The following is a 25,803-nucleotide window of genomic DNA, read 5'->3' on the forward strand; positions in this document are numbered from 1 at the left end:
TTTACCAGTCTCAGGATGAGGCACAGTAAAGTCTTTGTCTAACGTTGAAAATTCCAATTCCATCAATAATTTTGCGCACACAGCACAGCCCACTCCACGACTGGAAGACTTCGGGTGAATTTCCTATTGTGGCACGGGCCTCAAGGGGCTCTGAACTCTCGGAGCCACAAACCAAAAGCTAATTTGCAACACAGCGTGTAGCGAACACCTTCAAATAAAACGGCCGCTGATATTTAAGGAATTTCAATAGGGCAAGTCTTTGGATCAGGTAGGACACTTCTCGATTATTTGTTATTCCCACCACGAGTTGAATAAACAGCCAATACCCGAAAATGCATTGAAGGCGGCCTCTAGGCCGCCTTTTTTGTGCCCAGCCACGTTACATCTGCTCACTCCCCCACACAGGCATTTCCTACAAATCCTTTATATGATCCGAGAGTCTTGCAGGACGTTTCCTAAAGGCCGGAAATGGGGTTGTTGAGGGGGAATCGTGGCCGCATAGTGCCGGCGGCCGCGTTTTTGCGGCTTGGATTTAGCAGTCCAGATCACATTTATCTTTCGCAACTCGCTTTTCGATTCGAGGTGTTTTCGCTCGCCCTCATTTCGACTATGGCAGCTGCGGGCGGGGCACCTTCGGGTGCGCCGGGATGAGTGTGACCGGTCTGCTAACCCGTACGCAGCTGCCACCCAAACTGATTCGCTGGGCGGCCTCAATCACTTCAAATGAGATTTTCGAATGTCGCGTTTTCTTGCACTGACCAGCAACTTCACCGCCACCCCCGTCCTGCACCTGGACACCGAGGCACCCATGGCCGACCTGCTCGAGTTCACCGAGCTGCGCATGCGCGCCGCCAACAACATGCTCAAGGGCCTGGCCTGCATGAGCGCGCGCAACACCGAGGACGCCGACCTGAGCCACTTCGCCCTGGCCGCCTACCTGCTGCTGGAGCCCGGCTGCGCGGCGCTGAACACCCTGGACCAGCGCAGCCACGCCGGCGAAACCCTGCGCTGATAGGGGCGATGCGCGAAGGTGTGCGTAGCCGTTGCCGTTAGGCTGCGCTGGCCCCTGAGTACACTCAAGATCTTCAGCGTGGAAAAGGGCCAGCGCAGCCTGGCGGCAGCGGCTACAGGGAATCTGTGTAGCAGCGGCCGCGAGGCCGCGTCGGGGGTTACGGACGCGCTTCTACCCACATGCGCCGCAGCACCGGCTTGCCCAGCGCTTCATGCTTGACCACCGCCAGCACGTGCAGCGCTACCAGCATGCCCAGCAGGGCATTGCAGGCGGCGTGCAGGGTGTGGAAGCGGTGGTCCCACACGGGGTCGAGGATGGGCTGTGGCAAGGTCACCCAGTCGAACACCTGGATGGGCCGGTCCATCATCAGCACGCCGGTCAGCAGCACCAGGGCGGTGACGGCATAGATGACATTGTGGATAACCCCGGCCAGGCGCTCGCCGGGGCGGTGGCCGTGGTCATGCAGGTGGCGCAGGCGCAGCCAGGTGCGCAGGGCGAATACCGGGATGAACAGGATCGACAGCGACACGTTGAGGCCGGCGATGGTGGCCTTGAAGCCTGGGGTGACGTCGAGGAGCATCACCGAGAAGCCCATCACCAGCGCCCAGAGGATGAACAGGGCCGACAGCCAGTGCAGGCCGATCTGGGTAAATGTGTAATGGGCTGGCTTCATGGCGGTCGCGGGTTACAAAACAAGATGATGGCGAATGGATATTATCGCACAAATTGTAATGGTAACCCTTTGCATTTGAAAAGCAACGGTTCAGCCGTCGTCCAGGCTCATGCGCACCAACAGCCCCTCCTCCTCGCGGGTCAGTACCAGGCTCTGCCACTGTGCTCCCGCCTGCTCCAGCTCCGCCAGCCACGCCAACAAGGCCAGCGCTTCGCCGCTCGCGGCCAGGCGCAGGCTGCCGGCGGCCAGGCTCATCTCGCGTACCAGCACCGCACGCCGCTGCGCGCTTTCACTCACAAGGCTGGCCAGTGAGGCGGGCGCAGGCTGCCCGTGCTGGGCCTCGACTGACGCCAGCACCCGCTGCAATTGCAGCTGTTGCTGATAACGCGCCTGCACGGTGGCCAAATGCTGGTGCGCAGGCAGCCACAGGCCCAGGTAGCCAGTGACTGCGGCCAGCAACAGCGCCGCCCCTTTCAGCCATTGCCGCTCACGTGCGGAGCGTCGTTGCCAGTAGCCTTTCATGGCTGTACCCCCTCCACATCCAGGGTGGCCTGCACCCGCCCTTGCTCCTGGGTGGCGCTGCGCACCTGGACCGGCAGCGGGCTGCGGGCCTTGAGCTGTTCCAGCGCCTGCAGGTGGCTGACACTGACGTCCAGGGTCCAGCCCTGCCCAGGGCGCAGGGTAATACGTTGCAGCTGCAGGTCGGCGCTACCCGCCAGTGACGCTGCCAGCGTCATCAGCCGAACCATGTCGGTGCCGGCGCTGGCGGTGGGCGGCTGCGCGGCAATGCGCAAGCGGGTCGCCACATCGCTAACGTGCGCGTGCTGCGGTAACAGTTGGCCGAAGCGCAGTTCGTTGGCAGTGGATAACGCTTGTAGCTGGTGGTCGACGTGTTGCGTGCGCAGGGCTGTGAAGACACCCGCCAGCAGCCACATCAGCGCGGCACTGGCCACCAGGCTGCGCCAAGGCCAGGCCCAGGCCCGCCCTTTGCCGCCGAGCACATCGAACCCAGGCGCGGAAGGCGCCCAGTGTTCCTCGGCGTCCAGCCATGTCATGTCGGCGGGCAGGTGTGCCTGCAACGCCTCGCGCCCGCTCGCCGGCACCGCCAGGCGTGCCGGCAGTGCACCGCCCAGCAACCAGCGCCCGCCCCACCAGCACCCGCAGGGGAGCGCCTTGGGCAGCAGGTCGGCGTCGATACACACGCTGTCGGGCTTAAGGGGCCGCAACAGCGCCAGCAGCGCGGCGAACCTTGTGCGCTCGGTGAACCACAGGCAGTGGCGGCGCAAGGCGTCGGGGGGCGTAAGGAACAGCTGCAGGGTGTCGATATCGCCCGCTATCTGCTCCTCCAGCGCATAGGCCACCGCCAGCGCCGAGGGCCGGCGCCCCGGCCATGGCTGCGTCTGCAACCAGCCGAACATCTCCATGGGCAGCACGACCCGCATGTGCCCGCTTCCCACGGCGTCGGCCAGCGACAGCGGACGCGCCGGCTCACCGGCTCGGTACAGCAGGCATGGCCATTGTGGGCCTGGATCGGCGAGGCCGGCAGGCAGTAGATATAACCAGGTACTCATGGCCAGTAGCCCCCTGCGCCGCTGATGGGTAACAGCCGCCTTTGCCGCAGCAGCGGTTCACGACCGTTGCGTGCCAGTTCGAAATCGCTGACCAGCAGCAGGCCATGGTCGCCCAGGGTCGCGCGCACCCGTACCTGGAACCAACGGCTGGTCACGCTCAAGGCTGGAGCCGCCGGCACCTGCCCGTTGAAAGCAGCTTTGACGCTGGAATAGCCATCGCGGGGCCGTTCGGCGATCAACCACCGGGCCACCTCCGGGGCAAGGCCGCTTGCCAGCATCGAATCCAGGCTCGCGGTATTGATGTTCAACCCCACATGCCGTGGCAGATGGCTGACCTGGGGATTGTGCCTGTCACTGAGGGATGGCCCCTGCGAGGGTGTGTTTACCCGCCCGGCCAGGTCTTCGATGGCCACTTCCACAAGCCCACCCGGCGCACGCCACGGCGGCTGCGCCAGCGCCCACTGCTGGCCGCTCGCCACGGGGCCAGGCTGGCGCGGCAGTTGCGCCTTGGCCCAGCCCTCTGCGCTGATCACCCACTGACGCAGTTGCAGGGTGTGCAACTGCAGGGCGCTGCTGCGCACCATCAGCCGTTGCTCACGTAACATCGCTGCCGTCAGCAACAGCGCCAGCCCCATGACCAGCAGCACGGTAATCAATGCCACCCCTGCCTGCCCCTGCTTCATGGTGGGCCAACCGGCAGCAACCACAGGCGTCGTACATTGGCATGGCGAGTGGTGGACAAGCTCAGCTCCAGCGCCACCGGCCGGCGCGTACCCTTGGGCCAGCGCAGATGCCAGTGGCCCTCGTGGTCGCGCACGCGCCACTGCAGTCGCTCGACACTGGCCAGCAGGCGCTGGCCCTGGGGCTGCAACCCCGTGCGCAGCAGCGCGCCCTGCGCCAGCTGGTACCGCACATCCTGAAATTCGCTGCGCTGCAAGGATGCAGGGGCTGGCCAGTTACCCCGTATCAGTTGCAGGCTCCCCGAAGCCAAGCGCAGGGAGCGAGGGTCAAGGTGCAACACGTCACGCTCCACCACCGCCAACGCACGTTGCAGGCCGCGCAGCGCCTGGGCCTGTTCGGTACTGGCGCGCTGGGCGCGCACTACCGTGTCGAACAGGCGCCAGCAGGCCACGCCCAACAGGGCAAACAGCGCCAGGGCGATCAGCATTTCCAGCAGGGTAAAGCCCCGTTGCCTAGCCACCTCGGGGCACCCACGCGTGCAAGGTATGCAGGGTGCTCTCGTCACCTTCCAAGCGCAGCTGCAGGTGCAGGCTATCGCCCTCGTGGCGTGCCCGCAGCTGCCAGCGGCGCCCGGCAAAATCGATGCGCTGTACGTCCAGGCTGCCCGGCCCACGGGCCTCCAGCCACACGTGCGCCAGATGGTTGTCCAGGATCCACTGGGCGAACTGGCGCTCTTGCAGCTGGCTGGCCTGGCGCAAGCTGAACTGGCTGGCACCCAGCACGGCGGTCGCCAGCGCGGCAAACACCGCCAGCGCCACCATCATTTCCAGCAAGGTGAACCCGCGCTCATTACTCATGCCAGGCAGGCTCGTTCAGGCCATCGCCAATGACGGCCACCAGCGGTTTGCCGTCGGCCTCAAGCTGCAGCTCGAAGGGGCTGTACTCATCACTGGTGAGCAGCCACACCTGTGGCACATCCTGTTCCGGCCCCAGCACCACTGGCAGGCCGCCTTGCGCCAGCGTCCAGCGCAAGCTGCCGGCGCTGCGAAAAGGTGCCACCGGCTGCCAGCCATCGGGCTGCAAACGCAGCAGGCGATAGCTGTCGTGCCTGAACAGCAGCCCATATTCACGCCCATCCAACACGGCGGCTTCACGCGCCGCGTGCAGCACCTGCAGCAGGCCCGTGGCCTGGTCGCGAGCCTGCCGGCCCGTCGAAGGCCCGGCAACCAGCGTGGCCATCCCCAGTAGCACTCCCAGCAGCACAATGACCACCAGGGTTTCGAGCAAGGTAAAACCACGGATAGCCAGACGGCTCATGGTTGCTGCCAATTGCCGATCTCGGCGGCCATGCCCTCCCCACCCGGCGCGCCATCGGCGCCCAGGGAGTACAGGTCATAATGCCCGGGCGAACGCTGCCCAGGGCTGCGGTACTGGTAGGCGGTGCCCCAGGGGTCTACCGGCACCTGGCGCAAATAGCCCTGGGGGTTCCAGGCGCGCGCCTCGGGTTGCCCCAGCGGGCGCTGCACCAGGGCCTGCAACCCCTGCTGCGTCGAGGGGTAGCCGTGGTTGTCGAGCCGGTACATTTCCAGCGCCGTGGCGATGGCCTGCAGGTCGCTGCGCGCTGCAGTGGCCTTGGCCTGGTCGGGCCTACTCATGAATTGCGGCACCACCAGGGCGCCGAGCACGCCGATGATCACCACCACGATCATGATTTCTATCAACGTAAATCCACGTTGCCGGGTTCGCATCAGGTCACCAGTTGGTTGAGGCTGAGAATGGGCAGCAGGATGGCCATGACGATCAGCAGCACGACGCTGCCCATGACCACCAGCATCAGGGGTTCGAACAGGCTGGCCAGCAAGGCCAGTTGTGCGGCCAGCTGCCTTTCCTGCTGTTGCGCGGCGCGTTCGAGCATGGGGTTGAGCTCCCCGACCCGTTCGCCACAGGCGATCATGTGCAGCATCATCGGCGGCAGGTCGTCCGCCTGGCCCAGGGCGCTGGTCAGGCTGGTGCCCTGGCGCACGGCCTCGGCCACCAGCAACAGGCGCGCGCGCATGCTCAGGTTGCCGACCACGCTGGCCGCCGTGCGCAAGGCATCCAGCAACGGCACGGCACTGTGGCCGAGGATGGCCAGGGTGCTGGCAAAACGTGCCGCTTCCATGGCACGCACCGTGGTGCCGAGCAGCGGCACGCGCAACAGCCACTGGTGCCAACGCAGGCGCACGCCAGGCCGGCGCAGGGCAAGGGCCGCCGCCACCCCGGCCATGACGCCCAGCAGCAGGCCAAGCCAGCCGTGATCGGCCACTGCGTCGCTGACCACGATCAGCGCACGCGTCAACCATGGCAGCGCCTGGCCGCTGTCGGCGAACATCGCCACCACGTCGGGCACCACGAAGCCCAGCAGGAATAGCACAATGGCCATGGACGCCAGCAGCAGGATCAAGGGATAGACCAGCGCCATCTGGATGCGCTGGCGTGCCTGCAGACGCGCCTGGGTGTAGTCGGCCAGTTGCTCGAGTACCGCGCCCAGGTGGCCGCAGCTTTCGCCTGCGGCCACAGCGGCGCGGTACAGTTCGGGAAAACTGCCCGGGTGACAGGCCAGCGCTTGCGCCAGGCCGTGACCGGCGATGATGTGCAGGCGCAGCGCCTGGACCAGGCTCGCCTGTCCCGGCCTTGCGCTTTGCGCGGCCACCGCGGCCAGGGCCTCTTCCAGCGGCAGCGAGGCTTGTACCAGGGTGGCCAATTGGCGAGTGAACAGGGCCAATTGGCCCGCGCTCAAGCCTCCGCCCCGGCGGCGTTGCTGCACAGGTTGCATGTGCTCCACGGCCAGGCCGCGCTCGCGCAGTAATTGCCGAGCGTGGCGGGCGCTATCGGCCGCTTGCTCGCCGCGCTGCAAGCGGCCGTTGGCACCTCGGGCACGGTAATTGAAAAGCGCCATGGTCAATCTTCCCGGCTGACGCGCAACAGCTCGTCGAGGCTGGTCTGGCCGGCCAGCACCAGTCGCCGACCATCGTCGAACAGGCTGGGCGCCGCCTGGCGCGCCACCTTGAGCAACTCACCCTCGGCAGCCCCGGCATGTACAAGCGCGGCCAAGCGGGTATCCATGACCAACAGCTCATAGATGCCCTGCCGCCCGCGGTAGCCTTGCAGGCAGTCGTCGCAGCCATGGGCGCGGCAGAGCTGTTGCTGGCTGCCCGGCGGCAAGGCCAGGCGGGCAAGCTCAGGCGGTTGTGCGACATAGGCCACCTTGCAGGCCGGGCATAACGTGCGCACCAGCCGCTGGGCCAGCACGGCGGTCAGCGACGAAGCCAGCAGGTAGGCGTCAACGCCCATGTCCAGCAGGCGGGTAACGGCACTGGTCGCGCTGTTGGTGTGCAGGGTGGACAGCACCAGGTGCCCGGTCAGCGACGCCTGCACCGCCACCTGGGCAGTCTCGGCGTCGCGGATCTCGCCGACCATGACCACGTCCGGGTCCTGGCGCAGAATGGCCCGCAGGCCACGGGCAAAGGTCATGTCCACACGGGGGTTGACCGGGGTCTGGCCGATACCGGGCAGGTGGTATTCAACCGGGTCCTCGACGGTGAGGATGTTGCGCGTGCTGTCGTTGAGCTGCTGCAACGCCGCATACAGGCTGGTGGTCTTGCCCGAGCCGGTGGGGCCGGTCACCAGCACGATGCCGTGGGGCCGCGCGAGCACGTCGTGCCAACGCGCGAGGGTGTCGCTGGCCATGCCCAGGGCCGCCAGGTCGAGGTGGCCGGCCTGCTTGTCGAGCAGGCGCAGCACCACCCGTTCGCCGTGGGCGGAAGGCAAGGTCGACACCCTCACGTCCACCTCGTGCCCCGCCAGGCGCAAGGCCATGCGCCCGTCCTGAGGCAAGCGGCGCTCGGCGATATCCAGCCGCGCCATAACCTTGATCCGTGACACCAGCAGGCTGGCCAGCTCGCGCCGCGGCCGCAACACTTCGCGCAGCTGGCCATCGATGCGCAGGCGCACCACCAGGCTGTGCTCGAAGGTTTCCAGGTGCACGTCCGAAGCCTTTTCCCGCACTGCCTGGCCAAGCAGCGCATTGATCAGGCGGATGATCGGCGCGTCCCCTTCCTGCTCCAGCAGATCCGCCGTACGTGGCAGCGCCTCGGCTACCCGCAGCAGGTCCAGGTCGCCGTCCAGGCCCTGGGCCATTTGCTCGGCGGCGCTTTGGCCACGTTGATAGCACTGCGCCAGGCGCGCGGCGAAGTCCGCGCTGCTGACCACCTGCAAGGCGCCACCTGCCGGCATCAGCCGCAAGCCCTCGGCAATGGCCGTCAGTGGCGCATCCTCGCGAACCCACAGGCCATTGCCCTGTAGCAGCACGCCAAAGCGCTGGGCGAAGGCGAACGGCAGGACGGTCATGGCGCGTCCCCCTTGCGTCGCCGCAGGTCTACGGTAGGCGCGTCAAGTACCTGGTCGAGCCGCCCGGGCAGCAGCGGCGAGCCGTCGCCGGGGCCACGCAACTGGTCGTAGCTACCCTGGCTGAACCGCGCCAGGGTGTCCGTGCCGCGCACGATGGTGGGGCGCAAGAACACCATCAGGTTGGTTTTTTCCTTCACCTCGCTGCGCCAACGGAACAAACCGCCCAGCCAGGGAATGCTGCGCAACAGCGGCACGCCCGACTCCTGGTGGCGCAGGCTGTCCTTGATCAACCCGCCGATGACGATAATTTCGCCGTCGTCGGCCAGGATGGTGCTCTTGAGCGCACGTTTGTTGGTGATCAGGTCTTTGCTGCCGGTGGCGACCGTGGCGATCTCGGAGCTTTCCTGCTCCACCTCCAGCCGCAAGGTGGCCCCTTCGTTGATATGCGGGAGTATCTTCAGGCTGATACCAACGTCCTTGCGCTCGACCGTGGTAAACGGGTTGTCGGCGCCATTACCGGATGTGGTGTAGGAACCGGTCTGGAACGGGACGTTCTGCCCCACCAGGATTTCCGCGGGCTGGTTGTCCAGCGTCAGCAGGCTGGGGGTGGACAGCAGGTTGTTGTGGCTGCTGCTGGCCAGGGCGCTGACCAGCACGCCGAAACGATCGCCGCCGGCCCCCACCACGGCCCCTTCCGGCAGGCTCACTTCGCCCTTGCCCAGCAACGAGCCAATGCTGATACCTGTGCCAGGGAAATTGATGGCACCGCCCGCACTGCCACCACTGAACGCCCACTGCACGCCAAGGGCCTCCTTGACGTCGCCGGATATCTCGACGATGGCTGCGTGAATCAGTACCTGTGCCCGCGGCTGGTCCAACTGCTCGATGATGCGCGCCAGGGTGTCCAGCTGCTGGGGTGGCGCAATCAGCACCAGGGCGTTCTGGCTCTGGTCGGCCCGCACCATCACCTCGCCCCCAGCTTTGAACGTGGCCTTGCCGGCCCCGGCTGGCACGGCCTGGCCCATCTGCTGGGCGATGCCATCGAGCACTTCGGCCAACTGTGCGGCATCCCCATGGCGCAGGCGGACCACCCGTGAATTGTCGGTCTTCTGGCTGGCGCCGGTATCCAGCGAGCGAGCCAGTTGCACCAGGCGTTGGCGGGCCGGCTGGGTGCCGATGATGATCAGGCGGTTGCTGCGCGGGTCGGCCAGCACCTGGCTGCCGGCCTCGCTGCCCACCTTGCCCAGGGATTGCTCGATGACCCTGGCCACCTCGGTCGCCAGCCCCTGGCGCAGCTCGACCACGTCGTGGGCGAGGTTGGCGCCGGTGTCGAGGCGTTGCACGATGTCCACCAGGCGCTGCACGTTGCGCGACGCGTCGGTGATGACCAGGGCATTGGCCGAGGCCGAAGGGCCCAGGTAGCCGTTGGCGGAGACCAGCGGGCGCAACAACGCTGCCAAGTCCGCCGCGCTGGCAGCGCCCAAGGGCACTACGCGGGTGACGAATTGGCTGCGGCCCTCACTGCCCGAGCGCCCCTTGGCCTCGCTGGCCGGCACGATCAGCAGCTGCTCACCATCGGCCACCGCCGCAAAGCCATGGGTGTCGAGCACGGAATAGAACAGTTCGCGCACACCCGCGCGGTCCAACTCGAGGTCCGAGTGCACGCTGATGCGGCCCTTCACCCGCGAATCGAGGACGATAGTGGTGCCCAGGATGGCGGACATCTCCTGCACCACGTCGCGCAGCTCGGCATCCTTCATGCTCAGGTACCAGTGCTCATCCTGCGCCAGGCACAGGCCGCAGACGCCCAGGGCAACCAGGCAAAGCCAGCGCTTCATGGCCTGCCACCCTGGCGCAGATGACGTGGCACCGCCTCTGCGGGCGCGCGGGTGGCCAGCCAGGCCGGCGCGGCCGCCAGGCTGAGAGTGTGCTCACGGCGAGCGTGCCAGATGATGACCCGGCCAGGCTCGATACGTCGCACCACCGCGCCCGATGGCAGGGCATCGCCCACGCGATACAGGTGCTGCTGGCCCGCGCTGGCAATCAAGGCCACGCCCTGGCCATCGCGGGCGGCCAGAATAGCCTTCACGTCATGGCTTGCAACAGGCTCACCGGCGGGCGCTTGCGGCCCCAGGCCGAACAGCAGGGCGATGTCCCCGCCATCGAAAGCGCCAGGCGCCGGTGACGGCATGGTCAAGGGCGGCGCAGGCACAGGCAGCAAGCGCAGGTAATACTCCTGCACACCTTGCCAGCCCGCCCAGCCCACCACCAACAAGGGCGCGAGGAATTGAAGCAGCGCAGCGGGCCGGGCCATCAAAACCACATCCGCTGCAGCACTGGCGTGCGGCGCCAGTGGTGCATGACCACAGCGCCCAGGTGCGCCACCAGCAGGCCTGCGAGCACCACGCAGGCATTTAGGTGGATAGCATGATAGCGCCGCAACATCAGCGGGTCGTCTACCAGCGCCGGCAGGCGCAGCAGGCCAAATACTTCGATGTCACGATCCATCATCAGCACCCCGGTCAACAGCACCAACGCGGTAACGGCGTACAAGGCACGATGGGCCTGGCGCGCCAAATAGCCCATCAAGCCCGGGGCCTGCACGCACCGGTGCCGGTGGCGCCAGGCCAGGGCCATGCGCAGGGCAAACAGCGGGGTCAGCAAGGTCGTCAATGAAACGTTGAAACCACTGATCCAAATCTTGATCGGGGCCGGCAGATCAGCAAAGGCAACCAGGAAGCCACTGCACAGCGCCCACAAGATCACGGCGGCCGAAAGCCAGTGCAGGGTGACCTGCAGGGGGGTGAAAACACGTAGGGTCATGAAAACTTAACTCAGGCAGGTTGCCGGGCAAGCGTTTACCCGGCAGGTCGGCAACAAGGATCAGAGCTCTTCCCACGCCTCTTGCCAGGCATGGCCAACACCCGGCGAGTAATGAATGGGCGAGGTGTTCTGGCACCAGCTCATGAGCTGGTCGGACAGGCAGCGGTAGACCTTGCCGTTGGCCTGCAGCACCGTGGTACCGCCCTTGTAATGCTCGACGCCTTCGCCGTAGACGTAGTCGTAATCAGCCCCGCCCGCCTCGCCGGTCAACGTCAGGTCGTGCAGCGCCTGCAGGTTGATACGGCCATCGTCGCTGCGCGCAATCAGCTTGGCCTGGTGGGCACCGGGGCTGGAGCGCACGGCAATGCGCAGCGGCGCGGTGGTGGCATCGATCACCTGCTGCACGCTACCCACCGCCTTGTGCTCGGCATCGAACAGGGTGACGTCGACGTTGAGCTTACGGTTGGTGGCCACCTTCAGGTCAACGTCGATCCGGCCCTGCTGCAGTTCATACTCGGGCTGCAGCTCTTCCAGGCGCGCGTAGGCCTGCGGGTCGCCCACCAGTTGGAAGTCCATCTGGTAGCTGACCACGTCGCTGTCGGGCTGGGCGTAGAGCAGGTTCATGCCGCGCTGGGCTTCGATCACGCCCTCAGCGTTGCGCTGGCCGGCCCGCACCAGCGGGTGCGCGGCGTTGAGTTTCTGCGCCAGCGCCAGGCTCCAGGTGTCCTGCTGGCCCTGTTCGTTGCTGGCGATCTCCAGCGACACCGAATAATCGGTGCTTTCCCCGGCACTGCTGAAGGCGCGCGCCGTCACCTGGTCGCCGGCGATCAGTTGGGGCAACGGTGCGAACGAGCCGACCTTTTTCCAGCCATCGTCATAGGGGTCGGTCTGGATGTCCACGTCCACGGCGTTGTAGAAGGCATTGCCGGTGTCATGCACGGTCCACACGCCCAGGATCACGTGGTAGCCCTGGCGGTCGGCAGGCAGGGTGCATGAGTGTTTCTGCCCCAGGTCACCAGGGTTGGCGTTCGAACCGCCGGTAGGAAAGCCGCCGCCGAAGGCCACGGTGCAGAACGGCGTCAGGTCGAAGCTTGCGCGAGTCAGCGGCTCGTTGGGGTTCCAGCCTGGCTGGGTAATGAAATACTCCCAGCCCGTGGTGGGGTGGGCGGCAGTGAAGCGCCAGTCGAAGGCGATATCGCGGTCGGTGATTTCAGTTTTGTGCCAGCGCGTCCCGGACTGGGCGTCCATGGCGCCGAAGCGGTCCGGGCCGCTGGCCAGCTTGCCGTCTGCCGGGCCGCTGGCAGGAAAGCCCTTGGGGGTTTCACCGACGCTGTGAGGCTCATACTGCGCGCCACCGCAATCAGTGTTCAGGCGCTCTTGGCACAGTTTCGCCCGCGAAGGCGGATAGCTCATGTAGCCGTGGGCTGCCGCCTGCTGGCTGGCCAGCAGTGCGATGCCGGCCGCAGCCAGCACTGCACCGGGCTTGAAAATGTTGTTCATGACAATACGTCCCTGTTCAGGTCAGAAGAGGGACGAGTGTACGGAGGCGTCCTAGGACGCTACTGTCAGACGTTTCCTAATGCTTGAAGGAAAAGTCCTTAGCAATCGTCAGTAATGACGTTACTGGTGGTACTGCGCCGAGAACTCATGCACCGCGTTGATGAACGCGCCCGCATGCTCCGGGTCCACTTCCGGGGTGATGCCGTGGCCCAGGTTGAACACATGGCCAGTGCCGTTGCCGTAGCTGGCCAGGATGCGCGCCACTTCGGCGCGGATGGCCTCGGGCTTGGCGTACAGCACGGTCGGGTCCATGTTGCCCTGCAGGGCCACCTTGTTGCCCACGCGGCGGCGGGCTTCGCCCAGGTCGCAGGTCCAGTCCAGGCCCAGCGCGTCGGCGCCGGCGTCGGCGATGCTTTCCAGCCACAGGCCGCCGTTCTTGGTGAACAGGATGACCGGTACCTTGCGGCCTTCGTGCTCGCGGATCAGGCCGCTGACGATTTTCTTCATGTAGGCCAGCGAGAACTCCTGGTACGCCGCGGCCGACAGGTTGCCGCCCCAGGTGTCGAAGATCTGCACGGCCTGGGCGCCGGCCAGGATCTGGCCGTTGAGGTAGCTGGTGACCGACTGGGCCAGTTTGTCCAGCAGCAGGTGCATGGCGTGCGGGTTGTCGTAGAGCATCGCCTTGGTCTTGCGGAAGTCTTTCGACGAGCCGCCTTCGACCATGTAGGTGGCCAGGGTCCAGGGGCTGCCCGAGAAGCCGATCAGCGGCACGCGGCCGTTGAGTTCGCGGCGGATGGTGCTGACGGCGTCCATCACGTAGCCCAGGTCCTTTTGCGGATCGGGAATCGGCAGCGCCTCGATGTCGGCCAGGGTGCTGACCACTTTCTTGAAGCGCGGGCCTTCGCCGGTCTCGAAGTACAGGCCCTGGCCCATGGCGTCGGGGATGGTGAGGATGTCGGAGAACAGGATGGCCGCATCCAGCGGGTAGCGTTCCAGCGGTTGCAGGGTGACTTCGCAGGCGAACGCCGGGTTCATGCACAGGCTCATGAAATCACCGGCCTTGGCGCGGCTGGCGCGGTATTCAGGCAGGTAGCGACCGGCCTGACGCATCATCCACACGGGGGTGACGTCGACGGGTTGCTTGAGCAGGGCACGAAGGAAACGGTCGTTCTTCAGGGCAGTCATGGGAGCATCCGGCAGATAAGTGCCAGCATTTTCCCAGACTGGAACGCAAAAGGCACGGCGTGTGCCGTGCCTTTTATCTATCGAGGCGATTTGCCGCGCGCGAATCCGCGTAGCAGCTGCCGCAGGCTGCGTCCGAAGGCGACACGGCGGTGGCGCCGGACGCCGCCTTCGGCAGCTGCTACGGGGGCTTAGACTTCCAGGTAATCCAGGATCCCTTCGGCGGCGTTGCGGCCTTCGAAGATGGCCGTCACCACCAGGTCAGAACCGCGGACCATGTCGCCACCGGCGAAGATCTTCGGGTTGCTGGTCTGGTGCTTGAACTTGCCTTGTTCCGGGGCCACGACGCGGCCCTGGCTGTCGGTCTGGATGCTGAACTGCTCGAACCACGGCGCCGGGCTTGGACGGAAGCCGAACGCGATGACCACGGCGTCGGCCGGGATGATCTCTTCGGAACCGGGGATCGGCTCGGGGCTGCGACGGCCACGGGCGTCAGGCTCGCCGAGACGGGTCTCGACCACTTTGACGCCTTCGACCTTGTCTTCACCGACGATGGCGATGGGCTGGCGGTTGTAGAGGAATTTCACGCCTTCTTCCTTGGCGTTCTTCACCTCTTTGCGCGAGCCCGGCATGTTCGCCTCGTCACGGCGGTAGGCACAGGTAACGGCCTTGGCGCCCTGGCGGATGGAGGTGCGGTTGCAGTCCATCGCGGTGTCGCCGCCGCCCAGTACCACCACCTTCTTGCCCTTCATGTCGACGAAATCTTCCGGCGACTTTTCGAAGCCCAGGTTGCGGTTGACGTTGGCGATCAGGAAGTCCAGCGCGTCGTGCACGCCCGGCAGGTCTTCGCCCGGGAAGCCGCCCTTCATGTAGGTGTAGGTGCCCATGCCCATGAATACGGCATCGTATTCCTCGAGCAGTTGCTCCATGGTCACGTCCTTGCCCACCTCGGTGTTCAGGCGGAACTCGATGCCCATGCCGGTGAAGACTTCGCGACGATTGCTCAGCACGGTCTTTTCCAGCTTGAACTCGGGGATGCCGAAGGTCAGCAGGCCACCGATTTCCGGGTTCTTGTCGAACACCACCGGGGTCACGCCACCGCGCACCAGCACGTCGGCGCAGCCCAGGCCAGCGGGGCCGGCGCCAATGATGGCGACGCGCTTGCCGGTTGGCTTGACCTTGGACATGTCCGGGCGCCAGCCCATGGCGAACGCGGTGTCGGTGATGTACTTCTCCACCGAACCGATGGTCACCGCGCCGAAGCCGTCGTTGAGGGTGCAGGCACCCTCGCACAGGCGGTCTTGCGGGCACACCCGGCCGCACACTTCAGGCAGGGTGTTGGTCTGGTGCGACAGTTCGGCGGCGGCGAGGATGTTGCCCTCGGCCACCAGCTTCAGCCAGTTGGGAATGAAGTTGTGCACCGGGCACTTCCATTCGCAGTACGGGTTACCGCAACCCAGGCAGCGGTGGGCCTGGTCGGCCGACTGCTGGGGTTTGAAGGGTTCGTAGATTTCCACGAACTCTTTCTTGCGCTGACGCAACAGTTTCTTCTTCGGATCCTTGCGCCCGACCTCGATGAACTGGAAGTCATTATTCAGACGTTCAGCCATTTTAAAACCTCATCAACTTCTTCAGGCGCATATCACTGCGGGTTGGCACGGGTGCTGGTGAGCAACGATTTCAAGCTGGCAGCCTTGGGCTTGACCAACCAGAAACGGCGCAGGTAGTCGTCCAGGTTTTCCCAGACGTTACGGCCCCACTCGCTATCGGTTTCTGCCACGTATTCGGCCAGCACGCGTTCGATGTGGCTGCGGTAGGCCTCCATCGCTTCACCGCTGATGCGCTGGATTTCCACCAGTTCGTGGTTGACGCGGTCAACGAAGCTGTTGTCCAGGTCCAGCACGTAGGCGAAACCACCGGTCATCCCGGAGCCGAAGTTGTAGCCGGTCTTGCCCAGTACGCAGACAAAACCACCGGTCATGTATTCACAGCAGTGATCGCCAGTGCCTTCCACCACCGTGTGGGCACCGGAGTTACGCACGGCGAAGCGCTCGCCCGCGGTACCGGCGGCGAACAGCTTGCCGCCCGTGGCGCCGTACAGGCAGGTGTTGCCGATGATGGCGCTGTCCTGGGTCTTGAACGGGCTGCCTTTGGGCGGAACGATCACCAGCTTGCCGCCGGTCATGCCCTTGCCCACGTAGTCGTTGGCGTCGCCTTCCAGGTACATGTTCAAGCCACCGGCGTTCCACACGCCGAAGCTCTGGCCCGCGGTGCCGTTGAAGCGGAAGGTCACAGGCGCGTTGGCCATGCCCTGGTTGCCGTAGGCACGGGCGATTTCACCCGAGATACGGGCACCGATCGAACGGTCGCAGTTGCAGATGTCCAGGCTGTAGTCGCCGCCGGACTTGGCCGCGATGGCGCCCTTGGCCATCTCGACCATCTGCTCGGCCAGCAGGCCCTGGTCGAACGGCGGGTTGCGGTCCACTTCGCAGAATTGCGGCTTGTCGGCCGGAATGTGCGAGCTGCCCAGCAGCGGCGTCAGGTCCAGGTGGTTCTGCTTGGCGGTCTGGCCTTCCAGCACGTCGAGCAGGTCGGTACGGCCGATCAGCTCGCCCAGCGAGCGCACGCCCAGCTTGGCCAGCCATTCACGGGTCTCTTCTGCCACGTAGGTGAAGAAGTTGATGACCATGTCGACGGTGCCGATGTAGTGGTCCTTGCGCAGCTTGTCGTTCTGGGTGGCTACGCCGGTGGCGCAGTTGTTCAGGTGGCAGATGCGCAGGTATTTGCAGCCCAGGGCGATCATCGGCGCGGTGCCGAAGCCGAAGCTCTCGGCGCCCAGGATGGCTGCCTTGATCACGTCCAGGCCGGTTTTCAGGCCGCCGTCGGTCTGTACCCGCACCTTGCCGCGCAGGTCGTTGCCGCGCAGGGTCTGGTGGGTCTCGGCCAGGCCCAGCTCCCACGGTGCGCCCGCGTACTTGATGGAGGTCAGTGGCGAGGCACCGGTACCGCCGTCATAGCCGGAGATGGTGATCAGGTCGGCATAGGCCTTGGCCACGCCGGCGGCGATGGTGCCAACGCCTGCCTCGGCCACCAGCTTCACCGAAACCAGTGCGGCCGGGTTGACCTGTTTCAGGTCAAAGATCAGCTGCGACAAGTCTTCGATGGAGTAGATGTCGTGGTGCGGCGGTGGCGAGATCAGGGTCACGCCCGGTACCGCGTAGCGCAGCTTGGCGATCAGGCCGTTGACCTTGCCGCCTGGCAGCTGGCCGCCCTCGCCCGGCTTCGCGCCCTGGGCTACCTTGATCTGCAGCACTTCGGCGTTGACCAGGTATTCGGGGGTAACACCGAAACGGCCGGTGGCAACCTGCTTGATCTTGGAGCTGCGGATGGTGCCGTAGCGGGCCGGGTCTTCGCCGCCCTCACCGGAGTTGGAGCGCGCGCCCAGACGGTTCATCGCTTCGGCCAGGGCTTCGTGAGCCTCGGGCGACAGCGCACCCAGCGAGATGCCCGCCGAGTCGAAACGTTGCAGGATGGCTTCCAGCGGCTCGACGTCGTCGATCGACAGCGGCGTGGCCGCTTCCTTGACCTTGAACAGGTCGCGGATCATCGACACCGGGCGGTTGTCCACCAGCGACGTGTATTCCTTGAACTTGGCGTAGTCGCCCTGCTGCACGGCGGCTTGCAGGGTGTTGACCACGTCAGGATTGTAGGCGTGGTATTCGCCACCGTGCACGAACTTCAGCAGGCCGCCTTGCTGGATCGGCTTGCGCGCGCTCCAGGCTTCGACGGACAGGGCTTTCTGTTCGGCTTCGATGTCGACGAAGCGCGCGCCCTTGATGCGGCTTGGCACGCCACGGAAGCTGAGGTTGCAGACTTCCTCGGACAGGCCGATGGCTTCGAACAGCTGCGCGCCGCGGTACGAGGCCACGGTGGAGATGCCCATCTTCGACAGGATCTTCAGCAGGCCCTTGGTGATGCCCTTGCGGTAGTTCTTGAACACCTCATAGAGGTCGCCCAGCACTTCACCGGTACGGATCAGGTCGCCCAGCACTTCGTAGGCCAGGAACGGGTAGACCGCCGAGGCGCCGAAGCCGATCAGCACGGCGAAGTGGTGCGGGTCACGTGCGGTAGCGGTCTCGACCAGGATGTTGCTGTCGCAACGCAGGCCTTTCTCGGTCAGGCGGTGGTGCACCGCGCCGGTGGCCAGCGAGGCGTGAACCGGCAGCTTGCCCGGGGCAATGTGGCGGTCGCTCAGCACGATCTGAGTGTGGCCGGCACGCACGGCTTCTTCAGCCTGGTCGGCGATGTTGCGCACGGCCGCTTCCAGGCCCACGCTCTCGTCGTAGTTCAGGTCGATGATCTGCCGCTCGAAGCCTGGCAGGTCGAGGTTCATCAGCGAGCGCCACTTGGCCGGGGAAATGACCGGCGAGCTGAGGATCACGCGCGAAGCGTGCTCAGGCGACTCCTGGAAGATGTTGCGCTCGGCGCCCAGGCAGATTTCCAGGGACATCACGATCGCTTCACGCAGCGGGTCGATCGGCGGGTTGGTGACCTGCGCGAACTGCTGGCGGAAATAGTCGTACGGGGTGCGCACGCGCTGGCTCAACACGGCCATCGGCGTGTCGTCGCCCATGGAACCCACGGCCTCGTAGCCCTGCTCGCCCAGCGGGCGCAGCACCTGGTCACGCTCCTCGAAGGTGACCTGGTACATTTTCATGTACTGCTTGAGCTGCTCGGGGTTATAGAAGGACGACCCGTGGTCGTTGTCTTCCATGGTGGCCTGGATGCGCAGGGCGCTCTTGCGCAGCCACTGCTTATAGGGGTGGCGCGACTTCAGGCGGTTGTCGATGGCGTCGGTGTCGAGGATCTGGCCGGTCTCGGTGTCCACGGCGAAGATCTGGCCCGGGCCGACACGGCCCTTGGCCACGACGTCTTCAGGCTTGTAGTTCCACACGCCGATTTCCGACGCCAGGGTGATGTAGCCGTTCTTGGTGGTTACCCAGCGGGCCGGGCGCAGGCCGTTGCGGTCCAGCAGGCAGACGGCATGGCGACCTTCGGTCAGCACCACGCCGGCCGGCCCGTCCCACGGCTCCATGTGCATGGAGTTGTACTCATAGAACGCCCGCAGGTCGGGGTCCATGGTCTCGACGTTCTGCCAGGCTGGCGGAATCAGCATGCGCACGCCACGGAACAGGTCGATGCCACCGGTAACCATCAGCTCCAGCATGTTGTCCATGCTCGAGGAGTCGGAACCCACGCGGTTGACCAGCGGGCCCAGCTCTTCCAGGTCCGGGATCAGGTCGTTGGCGAACTTGGTGCGACGGGCCTGGGCCCAGTTGCGGTTGCCGGTGATGGTGTTGATCTCGCCGTTGTGGGCGAGGAAACGGAACGGCTGCGCCAACGGCCACTTGGGCAGGGTGTTGGTGGAGAAGCGCTGGTGGAAGACCGCGATGGCGGTCTTCATGCGCTCGTCGCTCATGTCCGGGAAGAAGGCGGTGAAGTCCGCCGGCATCATCAGGCCTTTGTAGATGATGGTCTTGTGCGAGAAGCTGCAGATGTAGTGGTCGGTGTCGGCGGCGTTGGCCACGGACGAGCGACGACGGGCGCTGAACAGCTTGATCGCGAATTCCTGGTCGCTCAGGCCTTCGCCACCGATGTACACCTGCTCGATTTTCGGCAGGCGCTCAAGGGCCAGGCGGCCCAGGACGCTGGTGTCGATCGGCACCTGGCGCCAGCCGATCAGGTTCAGGCCGGCTGCCAGGATCTCGCGGTTCATGTTTTCGCGCGCGGCATCGGCGCGGGCGTCGTCCTTGTTCAGGAACACCATGCCCACGGCGTACTGCTTGGGCAGCTCGACGCCGAAGGTTTCCTGGGCGACGGCGCGCAGGAACTGATCGGGCTTCTGCATCAGCAGGCCGCAACCGTCACCGGTCTTGCCGTCCGCGTTGATCCCACCGCGGTGGGTCATGCAGGTCAGGGCTTCGATGGCTGTTTGCAACAGGTGGTGACTGGGTTCGCCGGTCATATGGGCAATCAGCCCAAAGCCACAGTTGTCCTTGAATTCATCGGGTTGGTACAGACCTGTTTTCATAGACACTTTCTCACCAGGCTGCCCCCTTGGGGGACAAATTTCTTTTCAATTCAACCGCTTACCAACCGCGCCGAACGTACGCCAGCTTTGCAGGGGCAAAAGGGAGGTCATTGTACACAGCGACAGGGTCGCCCACAAATTTGCACGGCGACTCCGCACAAAATCATGTCGCAATTCTATAAGTTTTAAGCAAGGTGTTGTGGTAGCAACGATGCTTGAGTCTGAAGCTTATCAGCCTGGACTGCAATGGGGGTAACCACAGACAGTCTGGGACACAAAAGCCTGCCGCGTTCTGCGCAGCAGGCTTGGGGTCGTATCAGGAGACGCTCAGCGGGGTGGCGGGGATGGTGCCACCGGACAAGGCCCCGACCGCCATAGGGTCAGGGCTTGCGGCATTCAGCGCGTCGATGCCAGGTCTTGTTGGACGCTGGCGACACTTCTAGGCCAAGGTTTACCAGCCTGGACCTTCGCTGGCAAGTTCTTGATTGCCGCAACCGCTGCATCGCGGTTGCTGAAGCTGCCGTAGGTGATCACGTACAGGGGTTTGCCCTGCAGGGTTTTCTTGAAGTAGCGGTACTCGCCGCCCTGCTCTTTCACGTAGTTCTGCGCGGTGGCTTCGCTGCTGGTGCCCAGGATCTGCACCACGTAGTTGCCAGCGGCCTGGCCCTTGTACCAGCCAGCGCCAGCGCCGCCTGCGGCAGGCTTGGCAGCGGCCACGGGCTCAGGCTTCTTCTCGACGGCCTTGTGCTCGGGCTTGGCGGTAGCCACCTGTACGGGCGCCTTGTGCACAGGCGCAGGCGCCGGTGCAGGGCGCGCGGCGGCCACGGGGGCAGGCGCGGGGGTTGGCACCGGCACTGGCGTGGCTGCAGGGCCTGCCGGCACGCCAGGTGGCGGCGCGGTGGTGGTCACGGTGGGCGGCGCGGAGGAGCCATGGGCGATTGGCGTGGTTTCCTCGCCATCACCCGCACCTGCGGCCTCGGCCAGCGGGCCACGCATCACGGGCTGCGACTGGCCGACCAGCGGCAGCGGCATGGGCTTGGAGTTGCCGGCGAACTCAATGGCGGCGTTGCTGCCATCCTGGTTCGGCTGGGCGTTGCCCGGCGTGCCCTGGCCCAGCGGCAGCTGCGCCTGTTCGGTAGCCGGCGCGGTCGGCGCGTTGGCGGCCTTGCGGCCCGGCAGCAAGGCGGCGGCCGCCACGGCGATCACCACAACCCCGGTCAGTGCCAGTACGTGTTTTTTCGGCATTTTGAACCCCATAGATGGACGCTTCACCGCCGAGCGGCTAGCGATCATGGCCTCGATCATTGCATCACGGGCGACCTGGTTGATTGCGCCGGGCCAGCCTTCGGAATTTTCGTGAATGTCGGCAATCTGATCATTGGTAAAGAGTTGGATCCCCTGCCCTGCCCCTTCCAGACGCTGGGCCAGGTACTCGCGGGTTTCCTCGACGCTGTACGGTTGCAGCTCGATAACGTGGAACAGCTCCTGCTCGGCGCTCAGCTGCTCCAGCCCGTCGATCACCGACGCCTCGCCGAACAGGAACACGTGGGGGCGGCCTTCCGGGGTACCGGCTGCCAACGTCAGCAGGGCTTCGAGTGCGGATTCCTCAAGTTGTTCCGCATCGTCCACCAGCAAGTACACTTCCTGGCCGGTCAGGGCCAGCTGTACCACCTGGGCCAGGATAGCCTGGGTGTCGGCCTTGGCCAGGTTCAGCGCCTGGGCCACCTGGGCCAGCACGCTGGCCACGTCGCCAGCGCCGCGGGCCGATACCACCACGCTCTGCACCGACTGCTTGTTGGTGCTGGCCACCAGGGCCTGGCGCAGCAGGGTCTTGCCGCTGCCCTCGGGGCCGGTGACTACCAGCAGCAGCTGGCTGTAGCGCGCCAGGTGGTGCAGCTGCCCCAGCACCGGCTTGCGCTGGGCGGGGAAGAACTTGAAGCCCGGCACACGGGCCGCAAAGGGGTCGTGGTCCAGTTGGTAGTGGCCCAGAAAGGCCTCATCGGCGTGCAGTGTCATCGAACTCTATTACCTCAAAGCGAAGCCGCGATGGCGCGGTAATCCGCCGCCAGCGTGGCTTGTAGAACTTCAGTTGGATAATCGTCGGTCACCACGGCTTCGCCAAGGTGACGCAACAACACCAGGCGCATGCGGCCATCGATCACTTTCTTGTCGACGGCCATATGCTGGAGAAATTGTGCGGGGGTCATGTCCGCCGGTGGCACCACCGGCAGGCCGGCGCGCTGCATCAGGCGGATGCCGCGGTCGCGGGCCTGCTGGCTGATCCAGCCCAGGCGCATGGACATTTCCAGGGCCATGGCGGTGCCGGCGGCCACAGCCTCACCGTGCAGCCACACGCCGTAGCCCATCTGGGTCTCGATGGCGTGGCCAAAGGTGTGCCCCAGGTTCAGGGTGGCACGCACGCCGGTCTCGCGCTCGTCGGCGTTGACCACTTCGGCCTTGGCCTCGCAGGAGCGCTTGATGGCGTAGGTCAGGGCGGTCTGGTCCACCGCGCGCAGGGCGTCGACATTGTCTTCCAGCCAGCCCAGGAACGGCTCGTCGCAGATCAGCCCGTACTTGATCACCTCGGCGAGGCCTGCGGACAGCTCGCGCGCCGGCAGGGTCTTGAGGCTGGCGGTGTCGATGACCACGGCGTTGGGCTGGTAGAACGCGCCCACCATGTTCTTGCCCAGCGGGTGGTTGATACCGGTCTTGCCGCCCACCGACGAATCGACCTGGGACAGCAGCGTGGTGGGCACCTGGATGAAATCGACGCCGCGCTGGTAGCAGGCTGCGGCAAAGCCGGCCATATCGCCGACCACGCCGCCGCCCAGGGCGATGATGGTGGTGCGGCGGTCATGACGGGCGGTCAGCAGGCCATCGAAGATGAGCTGCAGGGTTTCCCAGTTCTTGTAGGCCTCGCCGTCCGGCAGGGCCACGGAGGTCACCGAGTAGGCGCCCAGGGCGCGGCTCAGCTGTTCCAGGTAGAGGGGGCCGACGGTCTCGTTGGTGACGATGGCCACCTGACGACCGGCAATGTGCGGTGCCAGCAACTCGGGTTGGCCCAGCAGGCCTTCGCCAATGTAGATCGGGTAGCTGCGCTCACCCAGTTCGACCTTGATTGTCTGCATGTTTCCCCACAGTGAAGCCGGGCCCGTCGCCCTGTCTCAGGATTTATTATTTGTCGACATGCACCCTGGCTGGCAAGCCGGGGCGATGCCGAGGATAGCGCATTTGCGCGGGCACTCCATGACGATTCGCGTCAGCGGGGCGGCAACTGCGCCAGCCGTTCGAGAATGTCGAGCACCACCATGCGTGGCGGCCGCTCGTCGGTTTCCACGATCAGGTCGGCGATTTCCCGATAAAGCGGGTCGCGCACGGCCAGCAGCGCACGCAGCGTGCCCGCAGGGTCAGCGGTGCGCAGCAATGGCCGGTTGCGGTCACGGGCGGTGCGGCCCACCTGCTGCTCCACGGAGGCATGCAGGTAGACCACGCGGCCACCGGCGTGCAGGGCCTGGCGGTTTTCACCGCGCATCACCGCGCCGCCACCGGTGGCCAGCACCAGCCCGTCATAGCCGCACAGCTCGGCCAGCATGGCCTGCTCGCGGTCACGGAAACCGGCTTCGCCTTCTTGATCGAAGATCCAAGGAATGTTCGCACCCGTGCGCAGTTCAATTTCCTTGTCGGAATCCTTGAACGGTAACCGGAGCTCTTTGGCCAGCAATCGACCAATGGTGCTCTTACCGGCACCCATTGGCCCAACAAGTATCAAATTTCGCACAGAATCAACGACTCACAGCAATCGCCTGGTTATTCATGATACGCGGAGTGAGGAACACCAGCAGCTCGGTTTTTGCCTCAGACACGGTATCCGATCGAAACAGGCGGCCAAGATACGGCACATCACCGAGAAATGGCACCTTGTCTGTCGTTTTAGTTTGGGTATTGGAGAAAACACCACCAATTACCACTGTTTCGCCATCATTGACGAGGACCTTGGCCTTCACCTCGTTCTTCTTGATCGGCGGCACGCCGTTGAGCGCGTTGGCGTAGTCGGGCTCATCCTTGTTGACCTTCACGTCCATGATGATGCGGTTGTCCGGGGTGATCTGCGGGGTCACCTCCAGCGACAGCGAAGCCTCCTTGAACGCCACCGAGGTGGCACCGCTGGACGAGGACTCCTGGTACGGCACTTCGGTGCCCTTGATGATGCGCGCGGTTTCCTTGTCCGAGGTCACCACCTTGGGCTGCGACACCACCTCGCCGTTGCCGGTGGCTTCCATGGCACTGAGCTGCAGGTCCAGGGTCAGGTTGTTGGACACATAGCCCAGGCCGATGCCCGAGGTGGCGCTGGTGGCGCCCAGGTCGACGAAGGTGTTGGTGCTGGTGGTCTGGGTGCCGGCCACGGTCCACTTGCTGCTGCCCGAGCCGTTGGTCGCACCGCTCCAGCTCACGCCCAGGCTCTTGTCGTAGTTGACGTTGGCCTCGACGATGCGCGCCTCGATCATCACCTGGCGCACCGGAATGTCCAGCTGGGCGACGATGCGCCGCAGCTCGTCCAGGCGGTCCTGGGTCTGGTAGGCGATGATGTTGTTGGTGCGCTCGTCCACGGTGATCGAGCCGCGCTCATCCACCTTGGTCTTGGAGTTGGTCACCGACTGGAACAGCTTGGCAATGTCGGCGGCCTTGGCGTAGTTCACCTGCAGCAGCTCGCGACGCAGCGGCGCCAGCTCCTCGATCTGCTTCTGCGACTCCAGCTCCTGGCGCTCGCGGGCAGCGATTTCCGCCGCCGGCGCCACCAGCAGCACGTTGCCGACCTTGCGCTTGTCGAGGTTCTTGGTCTTGAGCACCAGGTCCAGGGCCTGGTCCCACGGCACGTTCTGCAGGCGCAGGGTGATGCCGCCCTGCACGGTGTCACTGGCCACCAGGTTGAGGTTGGTGAAGTCGGCGATCAGTTGCAGCACCGAACGCACGTCGATGTCCTGGAAGTTCAGCGACAGCTTCTGGCCGGTGTACACGAAGCGATCGGCGTTCTTGCGGGCGATGTCCTCGGCGGTGACCTGGCGCACGCTGACGGTCAGCTTGTTGTCGGTCTGGAACACCGAATAATCGAAGGTGCCGCCCGGCTCAATGGTCACGGTGGCGGTGTCGGCCGAGGCCGTGGAGTTGACGAACTGCACGGGGGTGGCGAAGTCCTTGACGTCCAGGCGCACGCGCAGCGGCTCAGGCAGCTGGGTCTTGGGGAAGGTCAGGACGATTTTGTTGCCCTGCTCCTGGATATCGGGGCTGATGCTTGGGTCGCTGAGGTCGAGCACCACGTTGCCTTCGCCCTGCTCGCCGCGCTGGAAGTCGACGTTGCGAATGGCGCGGCCGGCTGGCTGGCCGTACACCGGGCGCGACGGCGCGGCACTGGCCACCGCAGTGCGTGGCAGTGCGCCAACCGGGGCAGCGGCGGCAGGCGCCGGGGCACGGGCCACCGAGCCACCCACCAGGTTGCTGGCGCCCTGGCCGATCATCACGAACAGGTTGTTGCCTTCCACGCGGGTGCCGTAGGGCGCCAGGTTGGTGAGGTTGACGATCAGCCGGGTGCGGTCCTTGGCTTCCACCACGGTCACACTGCGGGCGTTGCCCACGCCCAGGTCACGGGTCTTGGTAGCCAGGCCGTTGGTCACCCCGGGCAGGTCCAGGGCAATGCGCGCCGGCTGGTCGGTGGTGTAGCCGCGTGGCGCCGGCACGGGGGCGTCGAAGGTCAGCTTGAGCTCAACCCGGTCCCCTGGCAACGCCGCCACATCCAGTGTTTTCAGGGTGGCCGCCATCAAGGCAGGCGAAAGCAGCGCCATCCATAGCGAGAGACCAAGGGCTGAAAGCATCCTATTCATTATCG

General features: G+C 65.3%; 22 protein-coding genes. 1 reads left to right on the forward strand and 21 read right to left on the reverse strand.

Annotated elements, in window-relative coordinates; all coding sequences use genetic code 11:
* Nucleotides 1-736: 736 nt before the first annotated feature.
* Nucleotides 737-1,012: a hypothetical protein gene (locus AC0Z2B_RS01165; RefSeq protein WP_416422079.1), complete on the forward strand. Its 276-nt coding sequence runs from the start codon at nucleotides 737-739 to the stop codon at nucleotides 1,010-1,012.
* 157 nt (nucleotides 1,013-1,169) lie between these two features.
* Here AC0Z2B_RS01165 and AC0Z2B_RS01170 read toward each other — a convergent pair whose 3' ends face one another.
* The 21 genes from AC0Z2B_RS01170 to AC0Z2B_RS01270 all read right to left on the reverse strand — a co-directional run bounded on the left by AC0Z2B_RS01170 (nucleotide 1,170) and on the right by AC0Z2B_RS01270 (nucleotide 25,798).
* On the reverse strand, nucleotides 1,170-1,685 hold the full coding sequence (locus tag AC0Z2B_RS01170; protein ID WP_476294823.1) for a cytochrome b: 516 nt from the start codon (nucleotides 1,683-1,685) through the stop codon (nucleotides 1,170-1,172).
* A 90-nt stretch (nucleotides 1,686-1,775) separates the two neighbouring features.
* On the reverse strand, nucleotides 1,776-2,207 hold the full coding sequence (gene gspM, locus AC0Z2B_RS01175) for a type II secretion system protein GspM (RefSeq protein WP_476294824.1): 432 nt from the start codon (nucleotides 2,205-2,207) through the stop codon (nucleotides 1,776-1,778).
* Nucleotides 2,204-3,256 (reverse strand): type II secretion system protein GspL, encoded by a 1,053-nt coding sequence (gene gspL / locus AC0Z2B_RS01180; RefSeq protein WP_476294825.1) that lies wholly within the window; start codon nucleotides 3,254-3,256, stop codon nucleotides 2,204-2,206. Before gspL ends, gspM begins: the two co-directional genes overlap by 4 nt.
* A complete protein-coding gene (locus tag AC0Z2B_RS01185) occupies nucleotides 3,253-3,939 on the reverse strand; it encodes a hypothetical protein (RefSeq protein ID WP_476294826.1) in 687 nt (228 codons plus the stop codon). The genes gspL and AC0Z2B_RS01185 overlap by 4 nt, the downstream gene beginning before the upstream one ends.
* Complete coding sequence (locus AC0Z2B_RS01190) at nucleotides 3,936-4,457, reverse strand: type II secretion system protein GspJ (RefSeq protein WP_476294827.1); 522 nt, start codon at nucleotides 4,455-4,457, stop codon at nucleotides 3,936-3,938. Before AC0Z2B_RS01190 ends, AC0Z2B_RS01185 begins: the two co-directional genes overlap by 4 nt.
* Nucleotides 4,450-4,794 carry a type II secretion system minor pseudopilin GspI gene (gspI, locus tag AC0Z2B_RS01195; RefSeq protein ID WP_476294828.1) on the reverse strand — a complete coding sequence of 115 codons (345 nt, stop codon included), beginning with the start codon at nucleotides 4,792-4,794 and terminating at the stop codon, nucleotides 4,450-4,452. Before gspI ends, AC0Z2B_RS01190 begins: the two co-directional genes overlap by 8 nt.
* Nucleotides 4,787-5,254 (reverse strand): type II secretion system minor pseudopilin GspH, encoded by a 468-nt coding sequence (gspH, locus tag AC0Z2B_RS01200; protein WP_476294829.1) that lies wholly within the window; start codon nucleotides 5,252-5,254, stop codon nucleotides 4,787-4,789. Before gspH ends, gspI begins: the two co-directional genes overlap by 8 nt.
* A complete protein-coding gene (gene gspG / locus AC0Z2B_RS01205) occupies nucleotides 5,251-5,685 on the reverse strand; it encodes a type II secretion system major pseudopilin GspG (protein ID WP_476294830.1) in 435 nt (144 codons plus the stop codon). Before gspG ends, gspH begins: the two co-directional genes overlap by 4 nt.
* Entirely contained in the window at nucleotides 5,685-6,875 is a 1,191-nt protein-coding gene (gene gspF, locus AC0Z2B_RS01210; RefSeq protein ID WP_476294831.1) for a type II secretion system inner membrane protein GspF, read from the reverse strand. The genes gspG and gspF overlap by 1 nt, the downstream gene beginning before the upstream one ends.
* Before the next feature lie 2 nt (nucleotides 6,876-6,877).
* Complete coding sequence (gene gspE, locus AC0Z2B_RS01215) at nucleotides 6,878-8,326, reverse strand: type II secretion system ATPase GspE (protein ID WP_476294832.1); 1,449 nt, start codon at nucleotides 8,324-8,326, stop codon at nucleotides 6,878-6,880.
* Nucleotides 8,323-10,164, reverse strand: coding sequence for a type II secretion system secretin GspD (gspD, locus tag AC0Z2B_RS01220; protein WP_476294833.1), 1,842 nt, complete (start codon nucleotides 10,162-10,164; stop codon nucleotides 8,323-8,325). Before gspD ends, gspE begins: the two co-directional genes overlap by 4 nt.
* A complete protein-coding gene (locus AC0Z2B_RS01225) occupies nucleotides 10,161-10,640 on the reverse strand; it encodes a type II secretion system protein N (RefSeq protein ID WP_476294834.1) in 480 nt (159 codons plus the stop codon). Before AC0Z2B_RS01225 ends, gspD begins: the two co-directional genes overlap by 4 nt.
* Nucleotides 10,640-11,149, reverse strand: coding sequence for a cytochrome b (locus AC0Z2B_RS01230; protein ID WP_476294835.1), 510 nt, complete (start codon nucleotides 11,147-11,149; stop codon nucleotides 10,640-10,642). Before AC0Z2B_RS01230 ends, AC0Z2B_RS01225 begins: the two co-directional genes overlap by 1 nt.
* Nucleotides 11,150-11,209: 60 nt before the next feature.
* Nucleotides 11,210-12,649 carry a lytic polysaccharide monooxygenase gene (locus AC0Z2B_RS01235; protein WP_476294836.1) on the reverse strand — a complete coding sequence of 480 codons (1,440 nt, stop codon included), beginning with the start codon at nucleotides 12,647-12,649 and terminating at the stop codon, nucleotides 11,210-11,212.
* Between the two features lie 120 nt (nucleotides 12,650-12,769).
* Nucleotides 12,770-13,834, reverse strand: a complete 1,065-nt coding sequence (hemE, locus tag AC0Z2B_RS01240; RefSeq protein ID WP_416422064.1) for a uroporphyrinogen decarboxylase — start codon at nucleotides 13,832-13,834, stop codon at nucleotides 12,770-12,772.
* Between the two features lie 188 nt (nucleotides 13,835-14,022).
* A complete protein-coding gene (locus AC0Z2B_RS01245; protein ID WP_158154464.1) occupies nucleotides 14,023-15,441 on the reverse strand; it encodes an FAD-dependent oxidoreductase in 1,419 nt (472 codons plus the stop codon).
* 32 nt (nucleotides 15,442-15,473) lie between these two features.
* A complete protein-coding gene (gene gltB, locus AC0Z2B_RS01250; protein WP_416422063.1) occupies nucleotides 15,474-19,922 on the reverse strand; it encodes a glutamate synthase large subunit in 4,449 nt (1,482 codons plus the stop codon).
* 396 nt (nucleotides 19,923-20,318) lie between these two features.
* Complete coding sequence (locus AC0Z2B_RS01255) at nucleotides 20,319-21,938, reverse strand: AAA family ATPase (protein WP_476294837.1); 1,620 nt, start codon at nucleotides 21,936-21,938, stop codon at nucleotides 20,319-20,321.
* Between the two features lie 14 nt (nucleotides 21,939-21,952).
* A complete protein-coding gene (aroB, locus tag AC0Z2B_RS01260; protein WP_416422061.1) occupies nucleotides 21,953-23,050 on the reverse strand; it encodes a 3-dehydroquinate synthase in 1,098 nt (365 codons plus the stop codon).
* Between the two features lie 131 nt (nucleotides 23,051-23,181).
* Nucleotides 23,182-23,700 (reverse strand): shikimate kinase AroK, encoded by a 519-nt coding sequence (gene aroK / locus AC0Z2B_RS01265; RefSeq protein ID WP_416422060.1) that lies wholly within the window; start codon nucleotides 23,698-23,700, stop codon nucleotides 23,182-23,184.
* 4 nt (nucleotides 23,701-23,704) lie between these two features.
* Nucleotides 23,705-25,798 carry a type IV pilus secretin PilQ gene (locus AC0Z2B_RS01270; RefSeq protein ID WP_476294838.1) on the reverse strand — a complete coding sequence of 698 codons (2,094 nt, stop codon included), beginning with the start codon at nucleotides 25,796-25,798 and terminating at the stop codon, nucleotides 23,705-23,707.
* Nucleotides 25,799-25,803: the final 5 nt, after the last annotated feature.

Source organism: Pseudomonas sp. GYB4201, from assembly GCF_056312595.1.

What these genes read in the sequence shown, in the direction of transcription:
- AC0Z2B_RS01225 (WP_476294834.1), bottom strand. Translation starts at nt 10,640, where the DNA reads ATGGCCCGGCCCGCTGCGCTGCTTCAATTCCTCGCGCCCTTGTTGGTG.
- gspD (WP_476294833.1), bottom strand. Translation starts at nt 10,164, where the DNA reads ATGAAGCGCTGGCTTTGCCTGGTTGCCCTGGGCGTCTGCGGCCTGTGC.
- AC0Z2B_RS01170 (WP_476294823.1), bottom strand. Translation starts at nt 1,685, where the DNA reads ATGAAGCCAGCCCATTACACATTTACCCAGATCGGCCTGCACTGGCTG.
- AC0Z2B_RS01245 (WP_158154464.1), bottom strand. Translation starts at nt 15,441, where the DNA reads ATGGCTGAACGTCTGAATAATGACTTCCAGTTCATCGAGGTCGGGCGC.
- AC0Z2B_RS01235 (WP_476294836.1), bottom strand. Translation starts at nt 12,649, where the DNA reads ATGAACAACATTTTCAAGCCCGGTGCAGTGCTGGCTGCGGCCGGCATC.
- AC0Z2B_RS01270 (WP_476294838.1), bottom strand. Translation starts at nt 25,798, where the DNA reads ATGAATAGGATGCTTTCAGCCCTTGGTCTCTCGCTATGGATGGCGCTG.
- gltB (WP_416422063.1), bottom strand. Translation starts at nt 19,922, where the DNA reads ATGAAAACAGGTCTGTACCAACCCGATGAATTCAAGGACAACTGTGGC.
- AC0Z2B_RS01230 (WP_476294835.1), bottom strand. Translation starts at nt 11,149, where the DNA reads ATGACCCTACGTGTTTTCACCCCCCTGCAGGTCACCCTGCACTGGCTT.
- gspL (WP_476294825.1), bottom strand. Translation starts at nt 3,256, where the DNA reads ATGAGTACCTGGTTATATCTACTGCCTGCCGGCCTCGCCGATCCAGGC.
- hemE (WP_416422064.1), bottom strand. Translation starts at nt 13,834, where the DNA reads ATGACTGCCCTGAAGAACGACCGTTTCCTTCGTGCCCTGCTCAAGCAA.
- gspM (WP_476294824.1), bottom strand. Translation starts at nt 2,207, where the DNA reads ATGAAAGGCTACTGGCAACGACGCTCCGCACGTGAGCGGCAATGGCTG.
- gspF (WP_476294831.1), bottom strand. Translation starts at nt 6,875, where the DNA reads ATGGCGCTTTTCAATTACCGTGCCCGAGGTGCCAACGGCCGCTTGCAG.
- AC0Z2B_RS01255 (WP_476294837.1), bottom strand. Translation starts at nt 21,938, where the DNA reads ATGACACTGCACGCCGATGAGGCCTTTCTGGGCCACTACCAACTGGAC.
- aroB (WP_416422061.1), bottom strand. Translation starts at nt 23,050, where the DNA reads ATGCAGACAATCAAGGTCGAACTGGGTGAGCGCAGCTACCCGATCTAC.
- AC0Z2B_RS01185 (WP_476294826.1), bottom strand. Translation starts at nt 3,939, where the DNA reads ATGAAGCAGGGGCAGGCAGGGGTGGCATTGATTACCGTGCTGCTGGTC.
- gspE (WP_476294832.1), bottom strand. Translation starts at nt 8,326, where the DNA reads ATGACCGTCCTGCCGTTCGCCTTCGCCCAGCGCTTTGGCGTGCTGCTA.
- gspH (WP_476294829.1), bottom strand. Translation starts at nt 5,254, where the DNA reads ATGAGCCGTCTGGCTATCCGTGGTTTTACCTTGCTCGAAACCCTGGTG.
- gspI (WP_476294828.1), bottom strand. Translation starts at nt 4,794, where the DNA reads ATGAGTAATGAGCGCGGGTTCACCTTGCTGGAAATGATGGTGGCGCTG.
- gspG (WP_476294830.1), bottom strand. Translation starts at nt 5,685, where the DNA reads ATGCGAACCCGGCAACGTGGATTTACGTTGATAGAAATCATGATCGTG.
- AC0Z2B_RS01165 (WP_416422079.1), top strand. Translation starts at nt 737, where the DNA reads ATGTCGCGTTTTCTTGCACTGACCAGCAACTTCACCGCCACCCCCGTC.